We start from the raw sequence: 14,179 nt of genomic DNA, 5'->3' as shown, positions 1-14,179 counted from the left end.
CGAGGAGATCGGCCATGGTCTGGTTCATCGTCGGCGGTTGTGTACTCGCCGCCCTCATCGTCCTCTTCGTCGTCCTCATCGTCCTGCGCTTCAATCAGCTGTCCATGGCCCGGTCGCTGTGCGACGAGGCCAGACGCCAGCTCATCGGTGAGATCCGCGCCCGCCACGCTCTCGTACCCGCCTATATCGGCACGCTCCAGCAGATCGCCGGGCACGACCTGTCCCGGCTCGAACTCGCGCTCGCCTCCGCCGAACGGGCTCCCTTCGACCACCGTGGAGCCGCGGCCGAGAACGCCCTGACCGCCGCCGTCGACGACGCCGCCCTCATCCCCGCGACGCTGCCGGAGAGGTCCCTGACCTCGGACTCTGCCCGGTCCCAGCAGGCAGCGGTCAACGACGAGGTCGACACGACGATCCAGCTGCTGCACGGTCAGCTGCAGGTGCTCACCGAACGGATCCTCGCAGGCTCCCGCTTCTACAATACGAACGTCGACCGCTATCACCGACAGCGGGAGCGACTGGTCTCCCGTCTCTTCGGCGGGGTCTTCAAGCCCCGCGCCCCGTTCACCGAAGCGATCGATGACGACGGCGGGCCCGGCTTGGCGGGCCCCGCCTCGGCGAGGATGACTCCATGACCCGCTTCCGCCTCGATCTGGGCTACCGCGGCACGGATTTCCACGGGTGGGCCAAGCAGCCGGGGCTGCGTACTGTCCAGGCCGCCGTCGAATCCGGACTCGAGCGGATCACCGGCACCGAGGTGGCCACCGTCGTCGCCGGCCGCACCGACGCCGGCGTCCACGCCCGCCGCCAAGTCGTCCACATCGATCTCGGCGATGAGGCGATCGGCAAGCTCATCGGACAGTCGAATCGACCCGCCGAGGCGGCCCTCCTGTCCCGCCTTCGCGGAGTGCTGATCGCCGGTGAGTTCCACGACATCGTCGTCCACGCGGTGACCGAGGTGCCCGAGGACTTCGACGCCCGGTTCTCCGCGCTGTGGCGGTCCTATCGGTACCGATTGGCCGACCACCGGTCCTTCATCGACCCGCTGCTGACCCCGGTGACGCCACGCCACAAGGGCGAGCTCGACGCCGAAGCCATGGCCGAGGCCGCGAGCGAGGTCCAGGGACTCCACGATTTCCTGCCGTTCTGCAAACCCCGCGAGGGAGCGACGACGATCCGCACGCTCCATGAGCTGCGAGTCGAGCGTGACCAGGACGCTGTGATCACCATCGATCTGCGCGCCGACGCCTTCTGCCACCACATGGTCCGAGCCCTGGTCGGTGGGCTCATCAAGGTCGGTTCGGGCAGCTGGGACGTCACCCGCCCCGCCGAGCTCATCGCCGAGGCGGACGCCGGGCTGACCCCGGATGTGCCCATGTTCGTCACGCCTGCCGAAGGGCTCGTCCTCACGGAGGTCGGCTACCCGGCACCCGAGGGCTACGCGGCTCGGAACGCCCAGACGATGGCCCGCCGCGACGAGGAATGAGCCGACGGTTCGCCGTGGGCGTCGGCCGAAGCATCAAGACGCCTTTATCACGCAATTCTCGATTATGTGAGAATTCCTCTTTCCAGGTGTGAGAATCCTGTGTAGATTCACATGTAAGTAACTTTCAGTTCGCATTGGCACTGCAGGATGGAACCTGTCTTCATCCCCACCAGCACGGTTGATGTGCGCCTCACTGAACGATCGAAGGAACCGAATCTATGTCGAAACTTGTGACCAAAGTGCTGGGTGCCGGCGCTGCAGTGTCGATGCTGACCCTGCCCGGCCTCTCACCGGCCGTTGCGGCCCCCTCTCTGGGAGACGGAAACTCCGCCGCAGGCAGCATTACGACGCCGAGCGAATCGGCGCCCGCTGACCCCGAGCAGTCATCGAGCGAATCATCCACCGGCAAGTCCGAGACAGCGGAGGATGCCGCCGGCGATGAGCAGGACTCCGGCAGCGCTGCGCAGTCGGCGCCCGAGGGCACCGCGGTCCAGCTGCTCAACATCACCGACTTCCATGGGCGCATCTCCGAGGCAGGCACTCAAGTCGCCTCGGTGGTCGAAGACGAACGCGCGCAGTTCGGCACCGGCGGCGACAATGCGGGCACCGCGCTGCTGTCGACCGGTGACAACATCGGCGCCTCGACCTACACTTCCTCGTCGCAGAACGACACCCCCACCCTCGAGGTCCTGGGCGCCATGGGACTCGACGCCTCGGCTGTCGGCAACCACGAATTCGACAAAGGCCTCGACGACCTGACAGGCCGCGTGAGCGACGAAGCCGATTTCCCGTACTCGGCAGCCAACGTCTACGACAAAGGAACCCAGAACGTCGTCGACGGTCTCGACGAGTACTCCATCGTCGACGTGGCGGGGGTCGAGATCGCCGTCATCGGCGTCGTCACCAAGGACACGACCTCGCTCGTCTCACCGGACGGCATCGCCGACCTCGATTTCGGCGATCCTACGGACGCAGTCAACCGCGTCGCTGACGATCTCGAGAACCTGCCCGACGACGAAAAGCCGGATATGACAGTCGTCGAGGCCCACCTCGGCGCCTCATCGGCTGAGAGCCTCGAGGACGCGGAGGCGTCGAACGCCGAGTTCAAGAAGCTCGTGACAGAGGCCGACGCCTCGGTCGACGCCATGTTCACCGGCCACACCCACATGCCGTATGCCTTCGAAGCGCCCGTGCCGGGAGAGTCCGACCGAACCCGTCCCGTCATCGAAGCCGGCAGCTACGGCGAATACGTCGGGCAGGTGACCATGCGCGCCGACGGCAACGGCGACTGGCAGGCAGGCGGCATCAATCTCATCGAGACCGAAGACAAGAGCTTCGACTCCGAGGTCGTCGACAAGGTCGCCGCCATCGTCGACGACGCAGAGGACAAGGCCAAGGAGCTCGGCTCCGAGGTCACCGGCTCGATCAGCGAGGACATCACCCGCGCGAAGACGGACGGCGAGGAGGACCGCGGTGCCGAGTCCACGCTCGGCAACCTCGTCGCGGATGCACTCAAGGAAGGCGTCGAGGAGACCCAGCTCGAGGAAGCCGATTTCGGGATCACCAACCCGGGCGGACTGCGCACCGACCTGCTCTGCGATGACATCTACAACACCGAGGACGAGTGCGAAGTCACCGTCGCCGAGCTCAACAGCGTGCTTCCCTTCGCCAACGACCACGGGGTGGTGACGATGAAGGGGTCGGACGTCATCGGCCTCTTCGAGGAGCAGTGGCAGCCCGACGACGCGTCCCGCCCGTTCCTGCACCTGGGCATCTCCGACGACCTGGACGTCGTCTACGACACGGACGCCGACAAGGGCGAGCACGTGAAATCCGTCAAGGTCGATGGCAAGGACCTCGACCCGAACAAGGACTACCGGGTCGCAACGCTGAGCTTCCTCGCCACCGGCGGTGACAACTTCTTCTCCTTCGCCAAGGGCGACTTCGAACAGTCGGGGCTGACCGACTTCGAGGTCTGGGAGAACTACTTCAACAAGCACCAGGCCGAGGGCGAGGACGTCACCCCGGACAAGAACGAGCGCCAGGCCGATGCGGCCAAGGACGTCATCGACAGCGGCGACCTCATCGCGGAGCTGACCGGTCCGTCATCCATCAAGCCCGGTGAGAGCGCTGAGTTCGCGCTCAAGACGAATGCGAAGTCCGAGGTCGCCGGCCCCATCGACGTCACCGTCGATCTGCCGGAGGGATACACCGCCGAGGTGGCCCAGCAGTCCGGAGCCCAGTCGGCTTCCGCGAAGGCTGCCAAGAGCGCGTCCTCTGAGGTCAGCGCCGAGGCGGCTGCCACGACGATCACGCTCGACTCGATTCCGGCGGGGGAGTCCGAGACTCCGGTGACCGTGACCGCGCCGGACGATGCGTCCGGCGAAGTGACCGTCACGGTCAGCGTGCAGGCGAACGCCGAGGGTCCGTGGTGGGATGACAACCCGCTGCCGCTGGCTCACGAGTTCGAAGCCACCGCTGCCGTCGGTGACGACGCGAACGCCTCGGCCGGCGACGACGGTTCGGCCGACGGCGGCAATGCCGACGGCGGTGCCGCTGACGGCGGAGACAGCGCGGCCGATGGATCCGATAACGGTTCGTCGAATGCCGGCAGCGGAGCCGACGGCGCGAACGCCTCGGCCGACGGCGGTGCGGCTGATGGTTCGGGCGCCGATGCGAACGGTTCGAAGGACGGCGGGGACCTGCCGCGCACCGGCTTCGAGACCGTCAACATCGTCGCCGCGGCCTTGGCGCTCATCGTCGCCGGCACCACTGCGGTCACGATCGTCCGCCGTCGCAAGCTCAGCCTCCAGAGCTGAGTCGGGCTGCTCAGAAGCACCTGACACTCAGGCGAGACCATCGCCGAGACCGGCGGGGCCGGAGAGTTCATCTCTCCGGCCCCGCCGGTCTCGGCCCTGCCGTCGTCCGCAGACGCTTTTCGATCGGAGAGTCGTCTTCGCGGGGTATCCCTCACCGGTAGTGCCGCACCCGCGCGCTGCTTGCAATAAGCGCCGCTGCACAGGGGCGTTGTGTCGCTGCGGGGGTGGTTTGCGAGGAAGTGCGGCTGCTGACGCTGCCGGTGCGTGATGCTCGCAGAGTCAGGAGTGCTGCGTTGCGTCACCGGAGGCGTCACCGGCCGCCGGGACCGGTGGGCGGCCGGCGCGGAAAGTCTCGAGGTGAGTGAGCACCGGGACGAGGAAGAGGATGCCGACTGCCGGGACCACGATGCCCGAGTCGTTGATGAGGGTGCCGACGCCCAGCAGGATCGCCGAGCTGATCATCGCAGCTCTCAACAGCGGAACCCGCCGGTAGGTGTCTTGGAGTCCCCGCAGCCGGAAACGCTGCGGATCCAGCGCCATCCAGAACACGCCGATGATGATGAGCGGGAGCACCAGAGTCATCCACGACTGGGTGAGGATGTCGATGTTCATCCCGATCTTGCGAGCCAGCACGCTGAGCGCCTGCCCGCTGATGATCGAATCGAAGAACCGTCCGAAGTGCGTGCGCTGATCGGCCGGTCGCAGCCAGTCGAGGAACAGCACGGCGAGCATGACGAAACCGGCGATGCCCACCGTCAGCCCCAGCCGTTTGAGTGAGAACCGGATGCTCGCCGCAGCCAGCACGAGGTAGGCCACCCCGATGATGAGCGTCGGCACGGACCCGAACTTCGTCCCCAACCCCGGAGCGGCCAAGATGACGCACGAGACGAGGACGGGCACAGTGACGACGAGAACACGGTGCAGCGGCTTCGACACCAGGGACGCGAAGCCTGCGACCGCCAGCAGCAGCGCACAGCAGTACAGCGCCAGCGCCGAGTTCCCGATCCCGTAGAACCGGGAGGCGATGAGCAGCGGCTCGCCCAGCAGCGTCGACATCTGCAGCTGGGACCCGGTGAGGACGTCGTAGGCGAGCACGGCGACGGTCACGGTGGACACGAAGAGCACCGGCCCGAACGTGTGCCGCCGCCAGGGGCCGAGCACGGCCAGCACGCCGAGCAGCAGCGACCACCCCGCCAGAGCACCGAGCATCGCGATGTCCGGATTCGTCGCTCGCTCCCACGGCACGGTGTTGACCAGATACGTCGAGATCGGCATCGCCGCGAACACGACACCGAGGCGGTACGCCCCGGAATGGACGAGCTCCCGGTGGTTCTTGCGCATGAACCACGCCAATGCCAGCAGCCCGACCATGAGCGTGGCAACGACGGGGAAGAACCAAGTCGACAGATCGTCCTGCGTCTTCACCGCCACCTGGCGGTCGAGCACGGCCTGATAGCGCGAGTGCCAATCGGATCCGTGCGCTCCCGAGGTCATCGGTGCCCCGGCCGCATTGTCCATCTCCTCGGCCCCTGACAGAGCCACGAGCGTCGGTGCCAGGTCGGGCACCTGCACCAGCCCCGGCTGCCGCGTCGACGAGGAGGTGAGCAGCCCCGCCGGCGCTCCCGGTTCGACCATCATCGTCGCCTGCATCGACGAGCCTTCGTGCGTGCCGTCGGCGATCGAGGAGAACACCACGGGAACGGTTCCCTCGCCGAGGCGGTTCGGCCGATCCGCACTCATCCACCCCGTCGATTCGAGGATGTCCCCGACCTGTGCATCGAGATTCTTCAGAGAGTAGCCGTCGGCGGCGGTGTTGCCGAGATCGACGAGGGTGAGCTCACCGTCAGAGGCCGATTTCGCCACGTCCGTTCCCAGGTCGGGCCCGACGGGCGACCAGTTCTCGACATGGCCGGAAGGGGAGGCGGCGGCGATCGCGGCACCGTTGCCGAAGGCGCGGATATCGGGCACGGCCTCGGCCAGCGCCCCGAGGGACGCATCGTAGTTGTCACCGCGGGCCACCTGCGCGTAGACATCCCAATCGGCGACCCAGCCGTCGAGCGGCGAGGCCGGTACGCGGCACTGATCGCGGGGTTCATCGGCGGCTCGCCGTCCCGATCCGAGCCCCAGCCAGCCGTCGACCGGGCAGCTCGTCGAGCGCACGCTGCGCGGGGTGATCGTCCCGATCTGCCCGCCCTTCATCAGCACCCACAGGTGCGGTGTGGTGCGCGGGTCGAGGTCCTCGAAGCGGAACCCGGAGACGTTGATCGACACGACCCCGGACTTCGCCGAGGCGGCCCCGCCCTCACCCTCACCCTCGCCCGAAGCCGGGGCCGCGTCGTCCGACACTGCTTCCGCCTGTGCGTCGGCCCGTGCCGACGGGCTCGCAGCCGGGTCCGCGGCCGGGGCCGCCTGCCCGGCGTGGGGCAGGCCGATTACGAGCAGCGCGATGGCGAGCATCCCGAGGAGAATCCGGGTGGCCGGGGAGGTCACGGGGGCGCTCATCGGTGGGCCTCCTCGGCGTGTTCAGCACTGAGCGCCAGCAGGAAGGGCAGGAGAACCATGGCCCCGGTCGAGGGCACGGCGACACCGGAATCGGTGAGCACGAGCCCGACGCCGAGCCCGGTGGCGGCGGCGAGGAATCCATAGTGCAGGTCGGAATCGGCGAAGAGCTGGGGGAGCCGACCCCGCCACTTGTTGACCAGGCGCCCGGTGCGGCTGCCCGCGTGGACGCGCGGGAAGTGAAGGAGGTAGCGGAGGAAGATGAGGATCGCGATGACCGCGAGCGGGGTGACGATCGCCAGGGCCGGGTTGATCTGGATGATGTGGAGGTTCGCGCCGAGCTTGCGGCCGATCACCTGCAGGGCCTCACCGGTGACGATCTGGTCGAAGAACGTGCCGAAGTGCGAGCGTGCCCCGGCCGGGCGCAGCCAGTCGAGGAAGGCGATGCCGATGAGGATCGCCAGCGAAGTCAGACCGATGAGGGCGAGGCGCAGCAGAGTCAGTCGGATCTTCGTCAGCAGCGCCACCAGGACCATGAGGCCGGCGAGGATGGCGATCGTGCCGCCGAATTTCGCACCCCAGGACGGGTTCCCGGAGACGAACACGGCGGCCAGACCGATGACGAGCGGCACGATGATCACGGCTTTTCGCCGGCCGCGCGCCCGCAGCCACGACACCACGACGCCTAGGAAGATGAAGAGGCTGACGATGAAGATCGCCGCACCCTGATTGCCGAGCCCGTAGTAGCGGCCGCCGACGATCGGGTTGTAGCCGAGCAGCGAGTTCGCCTGCAGGTGGGACCCGGTGGCCAGGTCGGCAGCGAGGATGAGCAGGTTCGCCCCGGCCAGGGCCCCGATCCGTCCCCGCCAGGTCCGCCCCCACGGCGGAATGAGGGCAAGGACGAACAGGACGGCGGCCGTGCCGAGGACCGAGAGGAACAGGCCGAGTCCGGGATCGGCCGTCCGCGACCAGGGGACGAGCCCGGCGAGGAACGCCCCCATCGGCAGCGACGCGACGGCCAGGGACACCCAGCCGAGGAAGCGGTGGACGTGGGCAGCTCGGGTGGCGCCGCCTCGGCGACCGAGGATGGAGCGGTTGAGCAGAACCGCACACGCGATGAAGAGGACGTAGAAGATGATGTCGAGGGTGATGGAGAACGTCGAGAGATTCTGGTGGATCGTCGTCGACTTCTGCGCCTCGGCGACGAGATCGTCGATGCGCTGCTGCGGATCATCATCGGTGGGGGTGGAATCGAAGCCGACGGCGCGCGGGGAATCGACGTCGAGGACATCGAGGATGCCGGGTGCCAGATCCGTGATCTGCAGCAGCCCCGGGGTGCGGGTCGTCGCCGAGGACAGCGACCCGGGTTCGAAGCCGGGGCCCGCGGCGATGAACGCGCGCAGCTGCGGCAGACCCGAACTGTCACCGAGGCCGGCGACGATGATCGTCGGATCCGCGGCCCCGTCCTTCGCGTTCTCCCGCATCTCCTGCAGACGCACGCCGAGGCGGCGGTCGGCTTCGGCGACGCGGGTGTCCCGATCGAAATCCGGCGGAACCGTATAGGAGTAGTTCGGGATCGGGTCGAACAGCCAGGAGCGGATGCCGATCGCACCGAGGTCGACGATGCCGAGGCGGCAGTCCGTGGCGGTCGCGTCCTCCGTGAAGTTCGTCACCACCCCGTCGTCGTCCGCGGTGGCATAGGCGGCGCCGGGGCCTTCGGCGGCGACGCAGGGTTCGTGCGCGGAGTCCTCACCGGCTGCGTCGGTGCCGGCGGGCACGTCGTCGCCGGCGCCGGCGACGGTGCGCGCAAGCATTCCGTAGTCGACGGTGTAGCCGGAGCCGATGTTGGGCTCCGTGACCGCGTCGAAGCCCTCGATCCGCGCGGTCGTCGCTCCCGCAGCGGATTCGTCGGCATGAGCTTCATCACTGTTCTCGGCGTCCTTCGCCGAGGCGGCCCCGTCCTCGGCGTCCGCGGAACCGTCCGTGGTGGGGGTGATCATCGTCGGGCATCTGGCCGAGTCATCGGGGTCGGCATCCTCGGCGGCGGGTGAGGGACCGGCCTGCGCGCGGGCGCCCGCGCCGAAGGACAGCCAACCCGACGCCGGGCAGGTGGCCGCGCCGATCGTGCGCACGTTGAGGTTCGCGGCCGCACCCTCGGAGAGCAGGCGGTAGAGGTTCGGAGTGCGCTCGGGATCGATATCATCGATGGTCAGGCCCGGAATGCCGAAGACGACCGTCTGCCCGGCCGCAGGCCCGCCGGTGTCCGCGGCCTGAGCGGAGGATGCGCTGACGTTCGCAGCCGAATCGTCGGTCGATGCCGTGCTGTCCGTTGATGCCGACGCGGAGGCGGGGCCGAGTCCGAGGCCTGCCGTCAGGAGCCCGACCAGCAGACCCAGCATCAGGATTCTCAATGCGGGAAGTCGGAAGAGCAGGCTGGAGTGAGTCGGCACAGATCAATACTATCGGCTCAGGTTTCGAGCCGCCCTGGGACCGCTCTGGGCGTTTGCTCCCCGGGCCTGCGGCCATGTATATTTGATTGTCGTTGTGTGTGCTTGTCGCACTCCCTTACATAGCCTCATGCGTTGCAGGCCCGTAGGTGAGGGGAATGCGTCGATAGGCTCACCCGATTGAAGACAACCAGCGCTTGAGACCCATTGGACTCACGACCCGATGCGGACCCGGCGCTGCACTGAACACAGATACGAAAAGAAGGCTACTTTTGCGTACGTATACAGCTAAGCCCGGTGACGTTGAGCACCAGTGGCACGTCATTGACGCCACTGACCAGGTGCTCGGTCGCCTTGCTTCGCAGGTGGCACGCCTCCTGCGCGGCAAGCACAAGACCACGTTCACTCCGAACACGGACACCGGTGACTTCGTCATCATCATCAACGCCGACAAGGTCGCGCTGACAGGTGCGAAGCTCGAGAAGAAGCGCGCTTACCGTCACTCCGGTTACCCGGGTGGCCTCAAGAGCGTGAACTACGCCGAGCTCCTCGCCACCCACCCCGAGCGTGCAGTCGAGAAGGCTGTCGCCGGTATGGTCCCGAAGACTCGTCTCGGACGTGCCCAGATGCAGAAGCTGAAGGTCTATGCAGGTGCCGAGCACCCGCACGCCGCTCAGAATCCGCAGCCGTACGAACTCAGCCAGGTCGCGCAGTAAGCGCCTGAGCTCTAGACATCCCGAGGAGAACCGTGGCTGATACCACCAACGCGACAGAAACTGTCGAAGAAGAGATCACCGAATACACTTCCGAGACTCCCGCATCCGCTGGCCTGGGCGAAAGCACCGCCGGTGGACGTGGACAGTCCCTGACCGCTCCCGGCAACGGAGTCGGCCGCCGCAAGCAGGCAATTGCTCGCGTGCGCCTCGTCCCCGGCACCGGTGAGTGGACCATCAACGGACGTACTCTCGAAGAGTACTTCCCGAACAAGCTGCACCAGCAGCTCGTCAACGAGCCCTTCACCCTGCTCGACCTGGGCGGACGCTTCGACGTCATCGTCCGGATCTCCGGCGGTGGACCCTCCGGCCAGGCCGGCGCCGTCCGCCTCGGCGTGGCCCGTTCGCTCAACCAGATCGACGCGGAGTCCAACCGCGCCGAGCTGAAGAAGGCCGGATACCTCAGCCGCGATGCTCGCGTTCCTGAGCGCAAGAAGGCCGGTCTCAAGAAGGCCCGTAAGGCACCTCAGTTCTCGAAGCGCTGATCTCGCTGGCGAACCGACTGCGGCTGGTCTGCCACTGAGTCGCAGTCATCGACAGTTCAGCATCATGAACATGAGAATGCGGTCCCGAACCTGGTTCGGGGCCGCTTTTCTCATATCCGGACTCATCTCACACGGTCACTGACGTGGCCACGGGTGCACTCGGCCGCCTCGGCGAAGGTGCCGATATCACGGCCGACACCCCGCGGATCGACTAAGATCGACTCCGACATTGACGAAAGGATCCCCCACCATGTCTCGACTCTTCGGCACCGATGGAGTGCGCGGACTGGCCAATCGCGACATCTCGGCCAAACTCGCGCTCCAGCTCTCGGTCGCAGGTTCGCGCGTGCTCAGCCGCGGCTGGACGGGCGAGAAGCGCCCCTTCGCCGTGGTCGGACGTGACACGCGCGTGTCCGGCGAATTCCTCTCCGCCGCACTGAGCGCCGGCATCGCCTCGACGGGAGTCGACGTCCTCGACGCGGGCATGCTGCCGACGCCGGGCATCGCCCAGGTCGTCAAGGACACCGGTGCCGCCTTCGGCGTCGTCATCTCCGCCTCCCACAACCCCATGCCCGACAACGGCATCAAATTCTTCGCCGCAGGCGGAACGAAGCTCGACGACGCCGTCGAAGACGAGATCCTCGCCATCTTCGACCAGGACTGGGACCGTCCGACCGGCGCGGACGTCGGTCGCATCGCGCGCTACCCGGCCGCTGCCGACGAGTACACCGAACACCTTGTGCGCTGTGTCGACGCCGACAATGTGCGCCCGCTGTCGGGACTCAAGGTCGTCGTCGACTGCGCCCACGGTGCGGCCTCCGTCGTCGGACCCGCCGCACTGCGTCAGGCCGGCGCCGAAGTCATCGTCTCCGCCGCCGAACCCGACGGCTTCAACATCAACGACGGTGTCGGTTCGACCCACCTCGAACCGCTGCAGCGCCTCGTCGTCGAGACCCAGTCCGATCTGGGCGTGGCCTTCGACGGTGACGCCGACCGCTGCCTGGCCGTGGACTCGCTGGGCCGCGTCGTCAACGGCGACCAGGTCATGGGCATCCTCGCGATCGGGCTCAAGGAGCTCGGTGAGCTGCGTGGCAACACGCTGGTCACCACCGTCATGTCGAACCTGGGCCTGACGCAGGCGATGGACAAGTACGGCATCAACACCGTGCAGACGGCTGTCGGCGACCGCTACGTGCTCGAACGGATGCTCGCCGACGGGTATGCACTCGGCGGGGAACAGTCCGGACATGTGCTCATGCTCGATCACGGCACCACCGGCGACGGTGTGCAGACGGCCCTGCACCTGATGAAGCGGATGGCCGATGCCAAGCGCACCCTGGCCGACCTCGCCGCGGAGATCCCGCAGCTGCCTCAGGCGCTCGTCAACGTCAAGGGCGTGGACAAGAACAACGTCGATCACCCGCAGGTCGCCGCCGCGGTGGCCGCCGTCGAAGCCGAACTCGCCGATACCGGTCGCGTGCTGCTGCGTGCCTCGGGCACCGAACCGCTCATCCGCGTCATGGTCGAAGCTGCCACCGAGGACGCCGCCGCCGCCCAGGCCGAGCGCCTGGCCGCGTCGGTCAAGGAGCACCTCGCGCTGTAGAGCGGTCGTGCCAACGGCTGCGGCAGTGCCTTGCGGGGCGTCCTCAGCTCGAGGCGAACTGGGTGGCGTAGAGCTCGGCGTAGCGACCGCCGCGGCCGACCAGCTGCTCGTGGGTGCCGGATTCGACGATGCGACCGGCCTCGACGACGAGGATCGTGTCGGCCTGCCGGATCGTCGAGAGGCGGTGGGCGATGACCAGAGCCGTCCGCCCGTGCATCGCCTGGGCCAGGGCCCGTTGAATCGCGGCCTCATTCGTCGAGTCCAACGCCGAGGTGGCCTCGTCGAGCACGACGATCTCCGGGGAGGCCAACAGCATCCGGGCGATCGTCAGCCGCTGACGTTCGCCCCCGGAGAGCCGGTACCCGCGCTCACCGACGACCGTATCCAGTCCATCGGGCAGAGCATCGATGACACCACGCAGCTGTGCCCGGTCGATGGCATCGAGCATCTGCTCCTCGGTGGCGTCGGGATTGACCAGCGCCAGGTTGGCCCGGATCGATTCGTGGAAGACATGGCCGTCCTGAGTGACGACGCCGACGGCCTCGCGCAGATCGGCGAACGACAGATCGCGAACATCGACACCGCCGATGGTGATCGTCCCGCCCGTGACGTCGTAGAGCCGCGGCAGCAGCGACGCGATCGTCGACTTTCCCGCACCCGAGGATCCGACGAGGGCGACGGTGTGCCCGGCAGGAATGGTGAAACTCAGGTCGTGGATAACCTCATCGCCGCCGCGGGTGTCGAGCACGGAGACGTCCTCGAGACTGGCCAGGCTGACCTGAGAGGCGCTGGGGTAGGCGAAGTCGACGTGATCGAAGGTCACATCCAGCCCACCGGCGGGCAGAGCCTTCGGCTGCGAGGGTTCCTTGAAGTACGGCACGAGGTCGAGGATCTCGAATACGCGTTGGAAGGACACGACTGCGCTCTGGATGTCCAGGCGCGCGTTGGCGAGCATCGTCAGCGGCGTGTAGAGCCGGGTCAGCAGCAGTGCCAGGGTCACAACCTGACCGGCGTTGAGGTTGCCGACGACGGCCTGTGCACCGCCGACGCCGTAGACGAGAGCCAGCGCCAGGGCGGAGACCAGAGTTAGCGAGGACACGAACGTGGACTGCAGCATCGCAACCTTGACCCCGATATCGCGGACCTGGCCGGCACGGTCGGCGAACTCCTCGTTCTCCTGGCGGGGATTGCCGAAGAGTTTGACCAGGGTGGCACCGGCGGCGGAGAAGCGCTCGGTCATGCGGGTCGACATGTCTGCGGAATTGTTGGCCGCTTCGAACTGCAGGGATGCGAGCTTTCCGCTGAGCATTCGGGTGGGGATGATGAACAGCGGCAGCAGCAGGATCGACAGCACGGTCACCTGCCATGAGATCGTGACCATGACGCCGACTGTCAGGGCCAGGGAGACGAAGTTCGACACGATGCCGGACAGGGTGTTCGAAAACGCCCGCTGCGCACCGATCACATCCGTATTCAGTCGGGAGACCAGGGCGCCGGTGCGGGTGCGGTTGAAGAATGCGATCGGCATCGACTGGACGTGATCGTAGACGGCCGTGCGCAGATCGAAGATGAGCCCCTCGCCGATCCGTGAGGACAGGTACCGGTTCGTGATCGAGATGCCCGCATCGGCGATGGCCAACCCGCCGATGGCCACAGCCAGCCACACGACCGTGGACACGGGACCGCCGCCGGTGATTGCGTTGACGACGTTACCGGCGAGCACCGGATTGAGGACGCCGATGCCAGCGGTGAGCACGGACAGCAGCAGAAAGACGATGAGTTTGCGCTTGTGGCGAGTCGCATACCCGCCGATCCGCTTGTAGATGCCCGGTTGGATGCGCGTTTCGGGGGTCTTCTTGCTCTTGACCGAGGAGTACATGAGGTGATGTGCGGACGGCACACTCATAGTGGGTCCCTTTCTCCTGCCGAAACGACCGAGCATGCACGGGGACTCCCGTGACGGTGCGGGGGTCGCCCGCCTCCGGTCGCCGCCGCAGGCAGGTGGCCTGCCGACGGTGAGTGGTTCAGTGCACCCAGTGCAACCGTCGGAGGGGTGAAACTATTTCC

At 67.1% G+C, this 14,179-nt stretch carries 9 protein-coding genes; 6 read left to right on the top strand and 3 right to left on the bottom strand.

The genetic code is table 11. The features are described from left to right. The first annotated feature begins 14 nt into the window (after positions 1-14). From CXR29_RS12925 to CXR29_RS12915, 3 genes are all read left to right on the top strand, one after another. Positions 15-635, top strand: coding sequence for a LemA family protein (locus tag CXR29_RS12925; protein ID WP_101554127.1), 621 nt, complete (start codon positions 15-17; stop codon positions 633-635). Then, positions 632-1,486 (top strand): tRNA pseudouridine(38-40) synthase TruA, encoded by an 855-nt coding sequence (truA, locus tag CXR29_RS12920; protein ID WP_101594206.1) that lies wholly within the window; start codon positions 632-634, stop codon positions 1,484-1,486. Before CXR29_RS12925 ends, truA begins: the two co-directional genes overlap by 4 nt. A 218-nt stretch (positions 1,487-1,704) precedes the next feature. Further along, entirely contained in the window at positions 1,705-4,305 is a 2,601-nt protein-coding gene (locus CXR29_RS12915; RefSeq protein ID WP_127364721.1) for a bifunctional metallophosphatase/5'-nucleotidase, read from the top strand. 279 nt (positions 4,306-4,584) lie between these two features. Here the strand turns inward: CXR29_RS12915 and CXR29_RS12910 are convergent, their stop codons facing one another. Then, the gene (locus CXR29_RS12910; RefSeq protein ID WP_241241448.1) at positions 4,585-6,807 is read right to left on the bottom strand and encodes a hypothetical protein; all 2,223 of its coding nucleotides are present in this window, start codon (positions 6,805-6,807) and stop codon (positions 4,585-4,587) included. Beyond that, positions 6,804-9,254, bottom strand: coding sequence for a hypothetical protein (locus CXR29_RS12905; protein ID WP_127364720.1), 2,451 nt, complete (start codon positions 9,252-9,254; stop codon positions 6,804-6,806). Before CXR29_RS12905 ends, CXR29_RS12910 begins: the two co-directional genes overlap by 4 nt. A 269-nt stretch (positions 9,255-9,523) precedes the next feature. On the opposite strand from CXR29_RS12905, the gene rplM reads away from it, so the two are divergent. The 3 genes from rplM to glmM all read left to right on the top strand — a co-directional run bounded on the left by rplM (position 9,524) and on the right by glmM (position 12,112). Continuing rightward, positions 9,524-9,967: a 50S ribosomal protein L13 gene (gene rplM / locus CXR29_RS12900; RefSeq protein ID WP_101554123.1), complete on the top strand. Its 444-nt coding sequence runs from the start codon at positions 9,524-9,526 to the stop codon at positions 9,965-9,967. A 32-nt stretch (positions 9,968-9,999) separates the two neighbouring features. Then, complete coding sequence (gene rpsI, locus CXR29_RS12895) at positions 10,000-10,509, top strand: 30S ribosomal protein S9 (RefSeq protein WP_025779545.1); 510 nt, start codon at positions 10,000-10,002, stop codon at positions 10,507-10,509. A gap of 250 nt (positions 10,510-10,759) precedes the next feature. Continuing rightward, positions 10,760-12,112, top strand: coding sequence for a phosphoglucosamine mutase (gene glmM, locus CXR29_RS12890; RefSeq protein WP_101554122.1), 1,353 nt, complete (start codon positions 10,760-10,762; stop codon positions 12,110-12,112). Between the two features lie 43 nt (positions 12,113-12,155). Here glmM and CXR29_RS12885 read toward each other — a convergent pair whose 3' ends face one another. Next, positions 12,156-14,018, bottom strand: coding sequence for an ABC transporter ATP-binding protein (locus CXR29_RS12885; RefSeq protein ID WP_127364719.1), 1,863 nt, complete (start codon positions 14,016-14,018; stop codon positions 12,156-12,158). Positions 14,019-14,179: the final 161 nt, after the last annotated feature.

The sequence above is a fragment of the Brevibacterium linens genome, from assembly GCF_003999335.1.
Classification (GTDB): domain Bacteria; phylum Actinomycetota; class Actinomycetes; order Actinomycetales; family Brevibacteriaceae; genus Brevibacterium; species Brevibacterium linens.
The sequence above is the reverse complement of the archived record's forward strand: the minus strand, read 5'-3'. Positions and strand labels throughout refer to the sequence as shown.